Source organism: Methylobacterium durans (genome assembly GCF_003173715.1).
In the GTDB taxonomy this organism is placed as follows: domain Bacteria; phylum Pseudomonadota; class Alphaproteobacteria; order Rhizobiales; family Beijerinckiaceae; genus Methylobacterium; species Methylobacterium durans.
In genome coordinates this window covers 2,089,564-2,106,223 of sequence record NZ_CP029550.1, presented here as the reverse complement: position 1 = coordinate 2,106,223, position 16,660 = coordinate 2,089,564, and the positions used below count along the sequence as shown (strand labels likewise).

General features: G+C 65.3%; 17 protein-coding genes and 2 pseudogenes. 12 read left to right on the top strand and 7 right to left on the bottom strand.

Annotated features, from left to right (window positions below; all coding sequences use genetic code 11):
* Nucleotides 1-306: 306 nt before the first annotated feature.
* Nucleotides 307-540, top strand: a complete 234-nt coding sequence (locus DK389_RS35860; RefSeq protein WP_210206750.1) for an MYG1 family protein — start codon at nucleotides 307-309, stop codon at nucleotides 538-540.
* Nucleotides 541-1,260 carry an MYG1 family protein gene (locus tag DK389_RS09620; RefSeq protein ID WP_472436460.1) on the top strand — a complete coding sequence of 240 codons (720 nt, stop codon included), beginning with the start codon at nucleotides 541-543 and terminating at the stop codon, nucleotides 1,258-1,260. It begins immediately after the preceding gene.
* A gap of 67 nt (nucleotides 1,261-1,327) precedes the next feature.
* On the opposite strand, the gene DK389_RS09615 is transcribed toward DK389_RS09620, so the two are convergent.
* From DK389_RS09615 to DK389_RS09605, 3 genes are all read right to left on the bottom strand, one after another.
* Nucleotides 1,328-1,579 carry a hypothetical protein gene (locus DK389_RS09615; RefSeq protein ID WP_109889142.1) on the bottom strand — a complete coding sequence of 84 codons (252 nt, stop codon included), beginning with the start codon at nucleotides 1,577-1,579 and terminating at the stop codon, nucleotides 1,328-1,330.
* A gap of 210 nt (nucleotides 1,580-1,789) precedes the next feature.
* Nucleotides 1,790-2,368, bottom strand: a complete 579-nt coding sequence (locus DK389_RS09610) for a carboxymuconolactone decarboxylase family protein (RefSeq protein WP_109889140.1) — start codon at nucleotides 2,366-2,368, stop codon at nucleotides 1,790-1,792.
* Entirely contained in the window at nucleotides 2,368-3,588 is a 1,221-nt protein-coding gene (locus DK389_RS09605) for a YbfB/YjiJ family MFS transporter (protein ID WP_109889138.1), read from the bottom strand. Before DK389_RS09605 ends, DK389_RS09610 begins: the two co-directional genes overlap by 1 nt.
* A gap of 77 nt (nucleotides 3,589-3,665) precedes the next feature.
* Between DK389_RS09605 and DK389_RS09600 the strand changes: the two genes are divergently transcribed.
* From DK389_RS09600 to DK389_RS09590, 3 genes are all read left to right on the top strand, one after another.
* The gene (locus DK389_RS09600) at nucleotides 3,666-4,544 is read left to right on the top strand and encodes a LysR family transcriptional regulator (protein WP_210206747.1); all 879 of its coding nucleotides are present in this window, start codon (nucleotides 3,666-3,668) and stop codon (nucleotides 4,542-4,544) included.
* 91 nt (nucleotides 4,545-4,635) lie between these two features.
* Nucleotides 4,636-4,827: a ComEA family DNA-binding protein gene (locus DK389_RS09595; protein WP_109889134.1), complete on the top strand. Its 192-nt coding sequence runs from the start codon at nucleotides 4,636-4,638 to the stop codon at nucleotides 4,825-4,827.
* A 40-nt stretch (nucleotides 4,828-4,867) separates the two neighbouring features.
* Nucleotides 4,868-5,359, top strand: a complete 492-nt coding sequence (locus DK389_RS09590; RefSeq protein WP_109889132.1) for a hypothetical protein — start codon at nucleotides 4,868-4,870, stop codon at nucleotides 5,357-5,359.
* 96 nt (nucleotides 5,360-5,455) lie between these two features.
* Here DK389_RS09590 and groL read toward each other — a convergent pair whose 3' ends face one another.
* Both groL and groES read right to left on the bottom strand, forming a co-directional pair.
* Nucleotides 5,456-7,096: a chaperonin GroEL gene (gene groL / locus DK389_RS09585; protein ID WP_109889130.1), complete on the bottom strand. Its 1,641-nt coding sequence runs from the start codon at nucleotides 7,094-7,096 to the stop codon at nucleotides 5,456-5,458.
* Nucleotides 7,097-7,142: 46 nt separating this feature from the next.
* Complete coding sequence (gene groES, locus DK389_RS09580; protein WP_109889128.1) at nucleotides 7,143-7,457, bottom strand: co-chaperone GroES; 315 nt, start codon at nucleotides 7,455-7,457, stop codon at nucleotides 7,143-7,145.
* Between the two features lie 292 nt (nucleotides 7,458-7,749).
* On the opposite strand from groES, the gene DK389_RS09575 reads away from it, so the two are divergent.
* From DK389_RS09575 to DK389_RS09560, 4 genes and pseudogenes are all read left to right on the top strand, one after another.
* Nucleotides 7,750-8,022 carry an usg protein gene (locus DK389_RS09575; RefSeq protein ID WP_109889126.1) on the top strand — a complete coding sequence of 91 codons (273 nt, stop codon included), beginning with the start codon at nucleotides 7,750-7,752 and terminating at the stop codon, nucleotides 8,020-8,022.
* Between the two features lie 295 nt (nucleotides 8,023-8,317).
* The gene (locus DK389_RS09570; RefSeq protein WP_109889124.1) at nucleotides 8,318-8,683 is read left to right on the top strand and encodes a hypothetical protein; all 366 of its coding nucleotides are present in this window, start codon (nucleotides 8,318-8,320) and stop codon (nucleotides 8,681-8,683) included.
* 170 nt (nucleotides 8,684-8,853) lie between these two features.
* Nucleotides 8,854-10,226, top strand: a pseudogene (locus tag DK389_RS09565) (transposase).
* Between the two features lie 639 nt (nucleotides 10,227-10,865).
* Nucleotides 10,866-12,149, top strand: coding sequence for a cation:proton antiporter (locus DK389_RS09560; RefSeq protein WP_109889122.1), 1,284 nt, complete (start codon nucleotides 10,866-10,868; stop codon nucleotides 12,147-12,149).
* Between the two features lie 160 nt (nucleotides 12,150-12,309).
* Here the strand turns inward: DK389_RS09560 and DK389_RS09555 are convergent.
* Both DK389_RS09555 and DK389_RS09550 read right to left on the bottom strand, forming a co-directional pair.
* Nucleotides 12,310-13,349, bottom strand: a pseudogene (locus DK389_RS09555) (YihY/virulence factor BrkB family protein).
* A 198-nt stretch (nucleotides 13,350-13,547) separates the two neighbouring features.
* Nucleotides 13,548-14,666 (bottom strand): site-2 protease family protein, encoded by a 1,119-nt coding sequence (locus DK389_RS09550; RefSeq protein WP_109889120.1) that lies wholly within the window; start codon nucleotides 14,664-14,666, stop codon nucleotides 13,548-13,550.
* Nucleotides 14,667-14,988: 322 nt separating this feature from the next.
* Between DK389_RS09550 and DK389_RS09545 the strand changes: the two genes are divergently transcribed.
* From DK389_RS09545 to DK389_RS32245, 3 genes are read left to right on the top strand one after another with little or no spacing between them, the layout of a single operon-like run.
* A complete protein-coding gene (locus DK389_RS09545) occupies nucleotides 14,989-15,432 on the top strand; it encodes a low affinity iron permease family protein (RefSeq protein WP_109889118.1) in 444 nt (147 codons plus the stop codon).
* A gap of 39 nt (nucleotides 15,433-15,471) precedes the next feature.
* A complete protein-coding gene (locus tag DK389_RS09540) occupies nucleotides 15,472-16,329 on the top strand; it encodes a lipase/acyltransferase domain-containing protein (RefSeq protein ID WP_109896207.1) in 858 nt (285 codons plus the stop codon).
* Entirely contained in the window at nucleotides 16,326-16,484 is a 159-nt protein-coding gene (locus tag DK389_RS32245; protein ID WP_162560589.1) for a hypothetical protein, read from the top strand. The genes DK389_RS09540 and DK389_RS32245 overlap by 4 nt, the downstream gene beginning before the upstream one ends.
* Nucleotides 16,485-16,660: the final 176 nt, after the last annotated feature.

The window sequence follows — 16,660 nt, the reverse complement described above, 5'->3', positions numbered from 1 at the left end:
CTATGAGCGTCCGCTTCTGCGGCCCAAATGCCGATAGCGGACAGGCCGCTCTCGGCCAACATCGGTCGTCTGCAGCCCAAGGTCGGGCTACTGAAAAGCGGACGCTCCTCGAACCCGTCGTAAGCCGATGAACGAATCGTACCTGCCATCGCCAGCAGGGCGGTCCTCAGGCGAGGCACCCGAACTGTTCGGGGTTGATGACCTTTCCGGCCAGCTTCGCGCCTCGGCTCGAAGCGAGGCCGTCTAGGGAGCGGGATCGGTGATACGCTCCGACCCATTCAGCCGAAGAGCTGATTGGAGAAGGTGATGCTGCCATCCACCCGCCGCCTGGCCACCCATAGCGGGACCTTCCACCTCGACGAAACCTTCGCTTACGTTGTCCTTCGACTGGCGCTCGGCCTGCGTGAGACCGGGCGAGATCATGAGCTTGTGCGAACCCGAGACGAGGCTGAGATCGCGCGAGCCGATCTGGTGTGGGACGTGGGAGCAGCCTACGAGCCCGCAGCGGGTCGTTTCGACCATCACCAGCGTGGCGCGTAGGTGCGAGAGGATGGCACGCCCTTCAGCGCGGCCGGATTGATCTGGCGCCACTACGGTGAAGCCGCCGTGCAGAACGTGCCGGGTCCCCCTGATACCGCGCAGTTCGATGCGCAAGTCGGAGCAGTGATCGATCGCGAGTTGGTGCGGCGCATCGATGAGACAGACAATGGGGTCGGCAGACCCGGCGATGCCCTGGGCCTTGCCGCGATTGTTGAGGACCTGAATCCAGCCTGGGACACGCCCGCATTCGGTGATCGAACAGCCGAGGATACGGCCTTCCTGCAGGCAGCAAATCTGGTGCAAGCTGTTCTCACGCGGCGCATCGAGGCGGTGCGCGCGCGCCTTGCCGCTGAAGCTGCCGTTCTCGACGCTCATGCCCGGTCGACGGATCCGCGCGTGCTGGAGCTCGACCGGAAGATGCCTTGGGAAGGAGCGGTCTTCGCGCATGTGCTCCCCGTTCTCTACGCCGTGTATCCGGTCTCGAACGACAACTGGATGGTGGATGCCATGCCGCCGGAGCCTGGCTCGTTTGCTCAGCGCCTTCCGCTACCGGAGGCTTGGGCCGGCTTGCGCGACGCTGAACTGGCCCTGGCCAGCGGCGTGCCCGACGCCGTGTTCGCCCACTCTCGCCGCTTCGTTGGAGCAGCCCGTTCGCGCAAGGGGGCCTTGATGATGGCCCGCAGAGCCATCGAGATCGGGGGCAAACCGGCGAGCATCTGAGAAAGGGACCGTGGCCATCCCGGTCAAACAGAGAGAAGCGCACTCAGCGCCCGGTTGCAGCCCACCTTCAGCGCAGCTCGTAGCAGTTGACGACGACGCGTTGGCTCCTCGTCACATCGTACAGGGTGGAGCACTGCACGAGGTGCTTCACATCCGTCTTCCGGAACAGGATCAGAGAGGTTCGCACGTCGAGGTTCCCCGCATATCCCGCGATCTCCCAACCGTCACCGAGTAGGCGTTCGATCGTGATCGGCGCCTCAACAGCGGATGCGAGGCCGCCAAATGCGAGAACCATCAGAAGGCCGAGGGAGTACCGCATCGTGACCTCAAACCCTTAGGGATCGCGTCGAGTTTTCCGATGGCGGCGCACGGACAGCATCGAAGCCCTGTTAGCCTGCGCCGAAACCTGTCGGCTCGCCAAGCTGATCAGGTTCGGAGCGCGCGCGCGAACTCGATAACGGCTCGACTCGGCACGCCATCTGGCACTCGTAGATGGTGACGTGGTCTGCCTGCGGAATCAAAAGCTGGATCATGCAGGCCCTGGCGTGCGAGCCACGTTCATCAGCCAACACACCATCACGAAATAGCCGACCAGCGTCAGCAGCTCGACCGTTCCCGCCTCGCCCCAGGTCCGAAGGGCGTCTGCGTAGGTCTCGTCTTTCAAGCGATGCTGGCTGATGAGTTCGGCGGCGATGGTGCGCGCAAGCGCGAGGTCGCCCCGCATGTCGCCCGGTAGCGCCGTACCCCGCTCAATGGCGGCTAGGGCAATTGCGGGCACGCCGGCGGCCTCAGCCAATGGCAGGTGCATGTCCCACTCGAACACGTTGGACACCTCACGCGCCACCACGCAGATCGTCCACTCGCGCAACGCATCGTCGAGCGTCCCCGCGTAGCGCAGCGTCTCGCCGACCTTGGCCACCGCCTGCAGGAGCGGCGGGCGGTGCAATAGCGGCCGAAACGGGCCGTAGACGCCCCGGCGCGGGCCGTTGATCAGCTCGTCAGCAGCGGCCTGCTGGTCTGCATCGAGCGTGTCCGGTGGCCCCAGCCGTTCGGATAGACCAGCTTCCGGAAAGGCCGGGATGGCGGTGGCGGAACGGTTCGGGTTCATCAGACTTCCCTCAGGCTCTTGAACGAAGGTTCGGCATCGCGCCACAGCCACAGTGCAGTCAGCACCAGCAGCACCGTGGCCGCCCCGCCAGTCCAGCCCAGCGCATCCCAGCCAGCCCAGCGACCTGGACCGATCGCGCGGACGACCAGCGGACCTGCGATCTGTCCGGCAGCGAAGGCTGCGGTCATCTGGGCCAGAAGCGGGGTGGGATTGTCGGGCCGCGCTTCACGCGCCAGTAGCAAGCCAGCCATCGTGGCAACCATGAACGTGCCGCCGACCAGGACCGCCGACGCGGCAATTGCCCAGAGGGCCTGCACAGCCAGGGGCAGCGCGGTGCCGAGCGCCATGATGCCCTGGGCCAAGGCCCAGATCCGCTTGCGCGGCCAGGCCGGCAGCCAGCGTGCCACGGCCGCGACCGAGAGGGCAGCAGCCAAGCCGAACAGCGGCCAGGTCAGTCCGAACACGAGGGGATCTGGAGCCAGTTCGCGGGCCATGGCGGGCAGGAAGGTTGCCGGCACGATGTAGCCGAAACCGAAGGTGCCGTAGCACAGCACCAGCGGCAGGTGCCCACCGCGGCTGTCCGGCGCAACCGCCGTCGCCTCACGCGCCTCCATTCGGGGCGTGGCGGTACTCTGCCCCGCTGACTGAGCCCAGACGAGCAGCGCACCTGCCCCGGCGATCAGCCCCAGCTCCAGCCACAGCCAGTCCGCCCGCTGACGTCCGCCGAGCCAAGCCAGCACGCCGGCGAACGCAATGCCGAGGCCGACACCTGTGTAGATCCAGGCTCCCAGTTGCGTAACCTGACGCCTTGCGAGTTCGGCCAAGCACCAGCTGCTCGCGCAGACCAGCGCCCAGGCGCTGAACACGCCGGCCGCTGCGCGCAGCAGGACACCGGCAAAAGCACCGGGAATGGCATCAGCTCCTGCGGTCGCCAGGGTCGTCAGCGCCACGCCTACGAGGCTCAGCAGCAGGCCACGACGCGGGTTACCGGAGAACCAGGAGGCGGTCAGGGCGCCGACAAAGTAGCCGCCGTAGTTGGCAGCCGCCCACTCGGCGCCGGCTGCAGCGCTCAGAGTGCTGTCGCGCATCATCAACGGCATCAGTGGCGTGAAGGCGAAACGCCCGACGCCCATGGCGACGGCGAGAGCGACGATGCCGCTGCCAACGACCGGCCAAGCCGAGCGGGAGTGCGGCGGGAGGAATGGACGTGTGATGCTCATGGGACGAGCCAATCGAACACAGTCCGTTGTTCTTGAAAAATGAATTATTCTGACATATCATTCTCTCGATGAGAATGATGGATTTGGACGACCTCCACATCTTCCGCAGCGTGGTGCGGGAGGGCGGTGTGACGCGTGCGGCGAATCTGCTGCACCGTGTGCCGTCCAACGTGACGACCCGGATCAAGCAGTTCGAGGAGCGGCTGGGTGTAGCGCTGTTCCGCCGCCAAGGGCGAAGCCTGACCCTCACCGAGGCAGGCCGCACGCTTCTGGGCCACGCCGAGAAGCTGCTGCAAATGGCTGACATAGCTGAGCAGGAGATGCGCAGCGGCGTCGTGCGCGGTGTGCTGCGGCTGGGCTCTCTGGAAAGCGCGGCAGGCGCAAGGTTGCCGCCGATCCTGTCAGCCTTTCACGCACGGCACCCCAACGTCACGATCGAGCTGCAGACCGGCACGACCCGCGCGTTGCTGCGCCAGCTCGACCGCTTCGAGGTCGAGGCTGCCTTCGTGTCGGAGCCCTTCGAGAAGGGCAGCCTCTCTGCGCTTCCGGCCTTCGACGAGGAGCTGGTGCTGATCACCGCCAGGGGTGGTCCGACGATCCGCGAAGCTATCGCGCTACGTGGGCAAACACTGGTGGCGTTCCCGCATGGTTGCTCCTATCGCCAGCGCCTCATCGAGTGGCTGGCTGAAGGCGGCGTGTCGCCGGACCGTGTTCTGGAGATGAGTTCGTACCACGCCATCGTGGCGTGCGTGGCGGCTGGCACAGGGGCGGCGATCGTGCCGGCGGAGGTGCTTGATCAGGCTGTGTTGAGCACGGCCGTGAAGCGCCATCCGCTGCCCCCGCATCTGCGGGTCAATCGTACGCACCTCGTATGGTCCGGTGACGCCGGCGCGTCGTTGCAGGCCCTGATGGGGCTTTTGCCCAGCGCGGCCGCCAGTCAGGAGGCGATTGGGTGAAGATGCCAACGCTGCCCGTCCTATGAAGTCAGGACCGGAACGGGAGCAAGCCGCCGGCGTTGCGGTCGGACCATAGCTAGGGACGGGTCCGATGGTCGATCTCAACACGGCAACCGCCGAGGAGCTAGACAGCGTGCCTGCGCTGCAAGGCCACGGCTTTGAGATCGTGCGCTACCGGGAGGAGCGGGGCCAGTTCACCAGTCTGCGACAGCTCGATGAGGTGCCGGGTCTCAGTGGCAAAACAGACGGTACCGCGGATCAGGTCACAGTCTCGGAGAGCTAGGCCGCACACCAAGATACGAAACGGTTGTTGAGGACCGACAATGTTGAAGTCACCGTCGCTGTTGATCTTCGTCGCCGCCATGGCTAGTGCGCCGTCAGCGCAGGCGCTCGACCTGGACGAGATGAGAGTCCGCACAGCCTCCTTCGCGACCGACTACCTCCGGATCTGGTCGTCGGGCAATACGGCCCCAATTACGAGGGTGCCAGACATGTACGCTCGCACCGTTACGTTCTACGGTCGCCGCTATACGCAGGATCAGCTCATTGCGGAGAAGCGCCGAGCGATCCAGCGCTGGCCTTCTCGGCGCTATGTGCATCGTCCCGGCACGATGCAGGTCACCTGCAACCTGCCGGCTCAGAGATGTGTGACCCGCTCCACCATCGATTTCGAGGTTAGCAGTTATCCCCGTCACGCCGCGAAGCGCGGTTCGGCAAGGTTCGACCTTGGCATCAGCTTCGCCGATCGCGGCCCTCGGATTGTTCACGAAGGAGGAGGTAGTTCGAACACGCGGCGGTCTGGCCGAGGTGCCTGATTTGGCATTGGGCTCAGTCGTGCCGGCACATAGGTGCCCGAAAAGCAAAGGGCCGCCCAGAAGGCGGCCCTTGTCGTTGGTAATAGGGTGGGCGGATCAGAAATCCATGCCGCCCATACCGCCGCCTGGCATCGCGGGTGCGGGGCTCTCCTTCTTCGGCGCATCCGCCACCATCGCCTCGGTGGTGACCAGAAGGCCGGCGACCGAGGCCGCACCCTGCAGGGCCGTGCGCACGACCTTGGCCGGGTCGACGATGCCCGCCTGGAGCATGTCCACGTACTCTTCGGTCTGGGCGTTGAAGCCGTAGGTCTCAGAGCCCTCGTTGTCGGTGATCTTGCCGACCACGATGGAGCCCTCGACGCCCGCGTTCTGGGCGATCTGACGGACCGGAGCCTCAAGCGCCTTGAGGACGATCTTGATGCCGGCCGCCACGTCCGCGTTGTCGCTCGAGAGGGCGGAGACCGCCTTCTTGGCGCGCAGCAGCGCGGTGCCGCCGCCGGGGACGATGCCTTCCTCGACCGCGGCGCGGGTGGCATGCAGAGCATCCTCCACCCGGTCCTTCTTCTCCTTGACCTCGACCTCGGTCGAACCACCGACGCGGATGATCGCGACGCCACCCGCGAGCTTGGCCAGACGCTCTTGAAGCTTCTCGCGGTCGTAGTCCGAGGTGGTCTCCTCGATCTGCGCCTTGATCTGCCCGACGCGGGCCTCGATGTCCGACTTCTCGCCGGCGCCGTCGATGATCGTGGTGTTCTCCTTCTCGATGCGCACCCGCTTGGCGCGGCCGAGCATCTCAAGAGTGACGTTCTCAAGCTTGATGCCGAGATCTTCCGAGATGGTTTGTCCCTTAGTCAGGACTGCGATGTCCTCGAGCATGGCCTTGCGGCGATCACCGAAGCCCGGCGCCTTGACGGCCGCGACCTTGAGCCCGCCGCGCAGCTTGTTCACGACGAGGGTGGCCAGCGCCTCGCCCTCGATGTCCTCGGCGATGATGAGGAGCGGCTTGCCCGTCTGCACCACGGCCTCGAGAATAGGGAGGAGTGCTTGGAGTGAGGACAGCTTCTTCTCGTGGATGAGGATGTAGGGGTCATCCAGATCGGCGACCATCTTCTCCGCGTTCGTGATGAAGTAGGGAGAGAGGTAGCCGCGGTCGAACTGCATGCCCTCGACGACGTCGAGCTCGGTCACAGCAGTCTTGGCTTCTTCCGCCGTGATCACGCCCTCGTTGCCCACCTTCTGCATGGCCTCGGCGATCATCTCGCCGATCTCGGTGTCGCCGTTCGCCGAGATCGTGCCGACCTGGGCGATCTCCTCCGAGGAGGCGACCTTCCTGGCACGGCCGGTGATGTCCTTGACCGCAGCCGCAACAGCCTGGTCGATGCCGCGCTTCAGGTCCATCGGGTTCATGCCGGCGGCGACGTACTTGGCGCCCTCACGGACGATCGACGCGGCCAGCACGGTCGCGGTGGTGGTGCCATCGCCCGCCAGATCACTCGATTTCGAAGCCACCTCGCGCACCATCTGCGCGCCCATGTTCTCGAACTTGTCGGCGAGCTCGATCTCCTTGGCGACGGTGACGCCGTCCTTGGTGATGCGGGGAGCGCCGAAGCTCTTCTCGATCACGACGTTGCGGCCCTTCGGGCCGAGCGTCACCTTCACCGCGTCGGCGAGGATGTCGACGCCGCGCAGCATCTTCTCGCGAGCATCCGACGAAAACCGTACGTCCTTGGCAGCCATAATTGTCACTCCTCTCGACACATGACGAAATCGATAGACCCCTGGATCAGGCGGCCTGTTGCAGAGAGCCCCGGGCCTCGATCACGCCCATGATGTCGGATTCCTTGAGGATCAGGAGATCCTGACCGTCGATCTTGATCTCGGTGCCGGACCACTTGCCAAACAGCACGCGGTCGCCGGCCTTCACGTCGAGAGGCGTCACGCGGCCCTGCTCGTCGCGGGCGCCGGGCCCAACAGCAACGACCTCGCCCTCCTGCGGCTTCTCCTTGGCGGTATCCGGGATGATGATGCCGCCCTTCGTCTTCTCCTCCGCGTCGATGCGGCGGACAACAACTCGATCGTGCAACGGACGGAACGTCATACTTGTCTCCAGTGCGAGAGCTACGGGTCGAGAAGTTCGCCAGGCTCTCTGATGAGCTGCCCAGCTACGGCTGACTGGGGCGCGAGAGGCCCTCTGCGTCAGACCGCCGCGCAGGTTTTAGCACTCGTCCCATGAGAGTGCCAGGGCGGACTGATGAAGCTTGGCAGCAGTCAGGTTCCGCGAGCGCTAAGCGTCTGGCTCTGTTTGCGCTTCTCGATTTCTTCTTGGTGGCCGCGGCAACCTTCTTGCTTGTGGCAGCGTATCTGTTCAGACGTTCGAACGAGGTGCCGCGATGAGTGTTTCGACAGACTTTCGTCGCCAGCTCGAAGGCTACAGCCTGACGACCGCCGAGATCCTCTACCACCTGCCAGACCATCCGCACCTGCTGCAGAGCTTCGTCTGGCAGCATCACGATCTGTTCCCGGAGTTTCCCGAACTGCGGCGCTTCCTCGCGTTCTGGCAAGAGACGCTCGATGGGCCGCTCCACTCTGTGAAGGTGGCCCACAGCCGCCTGATCAAGCCCGCCGAGTTGAGAGCGATCGGTGCGGAATTCCACCTGCACTAACCGGGTACGGGCCGTCATTGGCGAGGCGCCGGATTTCTGGGTCATGCCCATGCGGGTGGTGAGCATCGAAGGAACATGCCGCTACGTGTTCGGTGCCGCTGTGTGGTGGTACGACCGATGCCGCATGGAGGGCGGCTCAGGGCCAGGTTCTCTGCGGCAGCGCCACCACGACTGAGGCGATCGGGCACCACGTGCCCTAGATCGAGAGCAGCTGGCACTTGGCCCGAGCGACGGCGAGGTCGTTGCGGATCGACCTCCTGACCGTGATATGCGGAGGGTCAGGAGGCGCGTCGCGATGGGAAGTTACAGGTCGGGCATCGGACGCGCCGTCGTGGCACTATGGCTGCTCACGCCGCAGCCGTCGTCGGCGGCTCCGGGCGAGGACTGCAGCCCCAGCAACATAAAGAAGAAGGAGCGCAGCCATAAGGCTGCCGCCGACGCGCAGTCGGCGATGTCGCGTGAACTCGAGAAGGCGAACAGGAAGGGGAGCGGCGCCGGTCTCTCGCCCGCGTTCTGCGAGGCCGTAAAGCGCCGGATCGCGGCCCTGCAGGCGAATGTGGATCTACTCACGGCGAACCCGGATTGCGTCGTCTCGGGCGATCTGGAGACGACCCGGAAGGAACTGGATCTGGAGCAGAGCACGGCCTCGCTCTGCAGGTAGGCTCCCTCTCGCCTGTTCCGACGGCGGGCCCCTGGCGAGACAGGTTCGCGGAGCGCTACACCGTCGGGAAGCAGACCGTCCGAATAGCGCCGATTGTGTTGAAAAACTCGGGTGTTGCGGCGGTAGTCGTGAGGTGATTCACTTCTGTCGAGAGACGGAGACCGAAGCAGATGATGGGACCTCGGCAAGTCGAGCAGGGTGCCCTGTTCTACGAGTTCTCGCTCGATACACATATCCCAGCCGACCATCTGCTGCGCGCCATCGACCGCTTCGTTGACCTGTCGGGTCTACGCGCGCACCTGCAGCCGTTCTACAGCTCGACGGGCCGGCCCTCGGTCGACCCCGAGTTGATGATCCGCATGCTGCTCATCGGCTACTGCTTCGGCATCCGATCCGAGCGCCGCCTGTGCGACGAGGTCCACCTCAATCTCGCCTATCGCTGGTTCTGCCGGCTCGGGCTCGACGGCCGGGTGCCGGACCATTCGACCTTCTCCAAGAACCGCCATGGCCGCTTCCGCGACAGCGACCTGCTGCGCTGCTTGTTCGAGACCGTGCTCGCCCGCTGCATCGCCGAGGGGCTCGTGGGCGGCGAGGGCTTCGCGGTCGACGCCAGCCTTATCAAGGCTGATGCCAACCGGCAGAAGGGTGTTGAGGGTACGAACGGCCTGCCACCCGAGAGCGTCAGCCGCGCCGCCCGGGAGTACCTGGCTGTGCTCGACGACGCCGCGTTCGGAGCTGCGACGCCGGTCGTGCCTAAGCTCGTTCCCCCGCCGACCCGGCCGCGCGCTGGACGGGTGCGGACGGTGGGCTGGCCTACTTCGCCTACGCGGCCAACTACCTGATCGACCTCGACCACGCGGTCATCGTGGACGTCGAGCCGACCACCGCGATCCGGCAGGCCGAGGTCACGGCCGCCAAGCGCATGATCGTGCGCTCGCGCGAGCGCTTCGACCTCTACCCGGCCCGGCTCGCCGGTGACAGCGGTTACGGCTCGGCCGCGATGCTGGGCTGGCTCGCCCACGAGCAGGGCATCGAGCCGCACATCCCCGTCTTCGATAAGTCCGAGCGCCGCGACGGCACCTTCAGCCGGTCGGCCTTCACCTACGACCCTGGCGCCGACGCCTACACCTGCCCGGCCGGCAAGCACCTGCGGCAACGCCAGAAGGTCTATCGGTCACCGCCCCCGCTCGTCGACGCAGACGGGATGCTGCGCTACCGCGCGAGCAAGTACGACTGCGAAGCTTGCGCGCTGAAGCCACGATGCTGCCCCAACGCATCCGCCCGCAAGATCCCACGCTCGATCCACGAGGGCGCCCGGCAGATGGCGCGCGACATCTGCGCCTCGGAGGCGGGCCGTACCTCGCGGCGTGAGCGCAAGAAGGTCGAGATGCTGTTTGCCCACCTTAAGCGGATCCTGCGGCTGGATCGGCTTCGGTTGCGGGGGCCAGACGGGGCCCGAGACGAGTTCCACCTCGCGGCCGCCGCCCAGAACCTACGGAAGCTGGCCAAGCTGATCCCGCTGGGGCAGCCGAGCCTAGCCTGACCGGCTGGCGGGAGCCCCCCGGCCAAGCACCCGGTCAAATCTCAATCCAGGCCAACCGCGAGTTTTTCAACGAAATCCGCCCATTGCCGTCATTCAGCCCGTCCAGGCGGCTTCTCAAAAGCGGCCATTCGCCGACCGAGCGTTTATGAAGCCTCCGAGTTCATACAGGCTGCGCTGTGCTCCAGCTTATGATGGAGCGGCAGCTAGTTTGGTGAGCACAGGGTCAGCGTGATCGGGCCCTCATGCTTCAGTAGCAGGTAATAGCGCCGCCGATTGACATAGTGTGATCTGAGCGGGGCTGTCCGCCGGGATCTCCGCTGCCAGCGCTGGACTGAGAGGCTCGCGGTAGAGCGGCCAAGCGAGAGAGCCAGATGGATGCAGCCCGCCGGATGCCGCCACCGCATCGGCGTAGTCCAGCATCAAGTCCTCAATCTCCGCCGGTCCGATCATGTTGCCTGCTTCAATCATGTTGCACTGCAATGGGTGAACCGGCCGGGTCAGGGGAGTGTTCCTGAGCCGGCATCATCTCCGACCATCTTTGATGGATGGCAGCATGAGAGAAGGGCGTGGCACGCGTTGGCCGTGCCGCCTCCTCGGCAGAGGCCGGAACGTGCGCAGCGAACCGAGGTTCGCTCTGGTATGAACACCTACGTTCTTATCCTTGCAGGCTTTGGCGCTCTGGTTCTGCTTACGGCTTGGCTGCCGATGGTGCTGCGGCAGATGCCGCTCTCGCTGCCCATCTGCTGCGTGGGCATCGGCGCAGCCCTGTCTGCCTTCCCAGAGATGCTGGGTGCCGTACCGCGGCCGCAGGAGCACCTGCATCTCGTCGAGAAGGTGACGGAGCTGATCGTCATCATCTCGCTCATGGGAGCCGGGCTGAAGCTCGACCGCGTGTTCGGCTGGCGGCCCTGGATGGTGACGTGGCGGCTTCTCGGCATCGCCATGCCGCTCACCATCCTGGCTCTCACTGCGCTCGCCTCAGCTCTGCTCGGCCTAGGCGTAGCCACGGCACTTCTGCTCGCAGCTGCCCTTGCGCCGACAGATCCGGTGCTGGCCAGCGATGTGCAGGTCGGGGCGCCGGGCGAAGGGCAGGAAGACGAGATGCGCTTTGCCCTGACCTCCGAGGCGGGACTGAACGATGGGTTCGCCTTTCCCTTCGTGCACCTCGCATTGGCCATGTCCGCGGCAAGCTTCGGTCTCCCGCAGCTGGGTCAGTGGTTTACCACGGCCGTGCTCTGGAAGATCATCGTGGGTGTCGGACTGGGCGCTCTGATCGGCTGGGCGCTCGGCTGGCTGACCTTCCACCTGCCCAACCCAGCCAAGCTCTCGCGCACCGGCGACGGCTTCGTCGCGCTCGGCATCACCTGCCTGACCTACGGCCTCGTCGAGATGGCGCAGGGCTACGGCTTCTTGGCGGTGTTCGTGGCGGCCGTGGCGCTGCGGGCGACGAAGCGCGGGCACGACTACCATCACAAGCTGCACAGCTTCGCCGAGGAGCTGGAGCGCTTGCTGATGATGGTGCTGCTGGTCGGGTTCGGAGGGGCACTGGCGGGCGGCGGCCTACTACGGGCGCTGTCCTGTGAGAGCGTTGCATTTGCCTTTCTCGCCCTGTTCGTCGTGCGGCCTCTGAGTGGCTGGCTCAGCCTGCTCGGGATGGAGCAGCCGGCCAGCGAGCGGGCGGTGATCAGCTTCTTCGGCATCCGCGGCTTGGGCACGATCTACTATCTGGCCTACGCGCTGGGGCACGCCACCTTCGAGCAGCCAGATCTGCTCTGGAGCACCGTGAGCCTGACGATCCTGATCTCGATCCTGCTGCACGGCGCCACGGTCACACCGGTGCTGCGCTACCTGGACCGCCGCAGTGGACGAGATACGGAGAGCGCTCAGCTCGACCTGTCACTCACGCCGCCAGCCAAGCTGTGATCGCGAGGCCGATCGCCTACGCGAGCGGCACGCCGGGACCGGCAAATCGGTACCTCCCGAACATGGATCGGATGAGCGCTCGTCGAGCGTCACAGGTGCTGCCTCTTCCGGCATGAGGACGAGTAGGCCTTGGCGGCCATGGTAGCATTGCGTCCGCGGCTCAGGACTGCGCGGGCCCAACCGTGTCAGCCGCATACGCCCGCCGAGATCCCAAGGGCTTCGGCCTGCCGGTCGTGCTGTCGCGCGCCGTCTGCCGTTCCATTTCGGCGTTCAGCTCAGCCCCGAGCAGCACGATGACCACCGACAGCCAGATCCAGGTCATGAACCCGACGCCCGCTCCCAGCGAGCCGTAAACTCGATTGTAGCTGTCGAAGCTCGCCACGTACCAGGAGAACAGAACCGAGGCGCAGACCCAGCACAGGGCCGCCGCAGCGCTGCCCCAGCTGACCCAACGCCACTTGGCCTCACGCCGGCTCGGACCGTACCGGTAGATCAGGGACAGCCCGAGGCTGACGATGACGAGCAAGGCCGGCCAGCGCGCAATCCGCAGCAGCGTATCCGTTGCTGAGCCGAAGCCAAGCCGGTCCAACACGACCGGCAGAACGACCACCATGGTGGTCGCGGAAAGCGCGAACAGCACCCCGCCGAGGGTGAACAGGAAGGTGGTCGCGTAGAAGCGGACCAGAGACCGCTTCTCCCGCTCCTTGTAGATGACGTTCAGCGCATCGAAGAGGGCGCTCACGCCCGAGTTGGCGCTCCAGAAAGCGATGAGGAGACTGAGAATCGAGGCGGTGCTGAGGGTGCCGCTGCTCTGGCGGGTGATGCGCACGAGCTGATCGTCCAAGAGTTCCAGCACCCCGTTCGGGAGCACACCCGCGAGCAGGCTGAGGTGCTGACCGATCGCGTTCGGGTCCGAGAACAGAGCGTAGAGCGAGACGATCGTCGCCAGGCCCGGAAAGGTCGCCAGAAGCGCGAAGAAAGCGACCCCGCCCGCTGTGGCAAGCACACGATCTTCGGGCAGGGACAGCACGATACGCCAGAGGATGTCGCGCCAGCCGGGGCCGGGATCTGCTCGGGCCGGACGGCGGTGCGACCTCGGCCGGGTTCATTGGCGCGTGCTTGGGCGAGGCTGATCGTCGTCTCGTCGGGCGTTCGCGTGCTGACGGACCGCCAGTCCTCACCCGCCTCGTCCTGGTTCATGAGGCGCCTCGCGCGATGCGCTGCCGTTTGGGTTCATCTTACGATCGGTGTGTGCAGGCAACGAGCCCCCTCTGCTGCCTTCTACAGCACCCTTCCGGCTCCGCACGCTTAGCGCCTATGCCGCCATTCAGGCGCGACGTTGTCGAGCATGCTGCGCGCGTGGTGTCCGCGCGCACCCTTCAGGTGAGACGCTCCTGATCACGCGGAGGACCGGATCCGTGGCACGATCGGCGAGCGTCGCTCAGGACGTGCGGCCAAGACCATCATCATCTCACCGATGTTCTCAGGCGTGATCAGGCCCACGAGCCGGCCTGTTCCATCTGTCACGCCGACTGCGGGCAGCTGCTTCTCCTGCATCAACCGCAGCGCATCCTCCAGCGGTTGGCGGTCCCGCACCGTCGGGATGTCGGAGCGCATCACCTCAGGCACCGGCGTCTCAGGGCCGCGCTCGCGCAGGGCGCGGATCATGTCATCTTGGGTGAGAACGCCCCGCAACTGCCCCGCACCGTCTACGACCGGAAATTCGTGCTGCGTCGTGGCGATGAGGCAGCGCACGGCATCCTCGACCACGCTGCCGGGCCGCAGGCTCTCGAAGCGCGTGATCATCGCGTCGGCGGCTAGCAGGCCTCGCGAGACCTGCTGCATCTGAACCGCATGTGCCTCGGAGGCGGCGCCAAGATAGACGAACAGCGCGATGAACATCAGCAGCGGATTGCCCCCGAGCAGCCCCCACAGGCCCAAGGCGAAGGCCAACGCCTGCCCCACTCGCGAGGCGATCTGCGTGCCTCGAGCATAGCCGAGACGGTGAGCGAGGATGGCGCGCAACACACGGCCGCCATCCATCGGGAAGGCCGGGATCAGGTTGAACACGACGAGGAAGAGGTTCACCCACAGCAGTCGCTCAAGCAAACTGACGCCGGGGTTGGCCACCTCTGTTCCGGCCTCCGATGCCAAGCCGCCGAGAGCCAGGAAGAGCAGCAGGGCGATGGCGATGTTCACCGCAGGTCCGGCAAGCGCTACGACGAGTTCCTGAGCGGGCTTTTCCGGGACGCGTTCCAGGCGCGCCACCCCGCCGATCGGCAGGAGCGTGATGTCGGGTGTCTGGATGCCGTAGCGGCGGGCCGCGAAGACGTGCCCGAATTCGTGCAGGAGCACACAGAGGAACAGGAGCACGATGTAGACGACGCTCTGCAGAGCGGCACCTTGCCCACCTCGGGCAAAGGCAGCCACGCCAATCCAGACGAGGAAGAGCAGGAACGTGATGTGGACGCGGATGACCGTGCCCTTCACCACGCCTATCGGAAGAGACCAGCCCATAGCGCCTCCTGGAGAGCCCCAACCTGCTCCAACGCGGTCCGACCTTGGAAGCGGAGGCTCAGGTCGAGAGCGAGGGGTCAGGAGTGCAACCGGAGCTGGCGCGTTGAGTTTCAAGGCCGCTACGTCGCAGGGCTCCAGCTGGAGCTGAGGGCAGCTGCTGCTCGACAGGCGTGATGGATCGCAGATCTAGCAGCGTTGGTTCAGGCGCCTGAAGCCGTTGTACCCAGGTAGGCCATCGGCCTTGCCGAGGATCTGATCGTGCAGCCTCGGCGTATATGCGGTGAGCGTCTCCAGCTGACGCCCACAAGCCGGAAGTCTCCTTATGGTCGCGTCACGTGCTTTCACCGCCTTCGCCAGCAAGGTGGCCAAATGGGCAGGGCATCCCGTCGCCTTCGCGCTCGGTGCGGCTACCGTCGTCATTTGGGCCGTGAGCGGACCCTACTTCCACTTCTCCGAGACCTGGCAGCTCGTGATCAACACAGGGACCACCATCGTGACCTTTCTGATGGTGTTCCTGATTCAGAACTCGCAGAACCGTGACGGGGCGGCCATCCAAGCCAAGCTCGACGAGTTGGTCCGAACCAGCGCCGCCCAGAACCGCTATATCGGTATCGAGAGCCTCAGCGAGGAAGAGCTCGACGAGCTGCGCCAGCGCTGCGAGACGCGAGCCCAGGCCGAGCGTCTCGACGACGCCAGGGAAGCCGCGGACGAGGCCGAGGTACGGGCCCGCGAGAAGGCCGCGCAGGCGGCGGAGCGTGTCGCATAGGAGTGGATCTGCAACGGCTTGGAATGCGAGCAGTTCGGTATGATCATCGGCATCCATGGTTTGGAGAACAAGCCGCCGCTCGACGAGAAGATGCATTGGTGGAAGGCGGCTATCCTTGAGGGACTGCGGCGCAACTGCGCGGTTGACCAGACGGAACTCGCATTCGAACTCGTCTACTGGGCCGATCTTCGCTACGACCGCCCTGTTCTTGCTGAGGAGAACAAGGAGCCGTACTTTCCCGACGCAGGGTCGGGGACGTTTCCCAGACAGGACCCGGACGAGGTCCAGCCCATCAACGCTGCCTTGGAGCAGGTCTACGAAGGGCTGGACTGGGTTCAGGCCAAGACGGGCGTCACTCCAGTCGACGACGTCATCCTAAAATTCCGGTTCGACGACCTCTGGCATTACCAATCCGAGACAGGTTTCGCGCAGGAAGTGCGTAAGCGCCTGACCGAGCGGATCAAGGCCGCTTCCGGGCAGCGGCTCCTGCTTGTGGCGCATTCGATGGGCTCGATCGTTGCCTATGATGTTCTGAGGATGCTCGAGCGGAATTCTCCCTCGATCCACATCGACCACTTTGTGACCCTCGGCTCGCCACTCGGGCTCGCTGAAGTGAAACTGAAGATCGCCGAGGAGCACGGATCTGTTCGCGTGCCCAAGAACGTCGGGCAGTGGACGAACCTGGCGGACCGGCGCGACGTGGCCACCGTGGCGGGTGCGCTGGCCCATGACTACGCTCCGCACGAGGGAACTGGCATCCGTGACGTTGCGGTTCTGAACGAGTACAGGCGGCCAAATGGCGAGGCCAATCACCACAAATCGTACGGCTACCTGCGGACGCCAGAACTCTCTGCGATAGCCATGGAGTTCACGACGATGTGCCCTGTCGGCACATGAGCATCGAGCAGGTTTGCCTTATCATCGCCCTCAACCTTCTCGCCGGCACTTTCATCGCGTGGCAGGCGCGCGCTCGTGAGAGGGTCTTGGGAAGTCTCATCCTGCTAGCAACAATCCTTCTCGGTTTCGCGATGCTGTGGCGATCCTTCACCTGACGCACCTGGACTGGTGCAGCAGCCCTCTCCCAGCTGCCGCCCTCTCAGGCCGCAACCTCCTCAGTCTGAGACACGCTGCCGGCCGATCAGGTCGAAGGGACGCGGGCGCTTCGAGAGCACTATCCATTTGCGACATGCGGCTACACCTGCCGGGACGCGGTCCACCCGATGCCGCC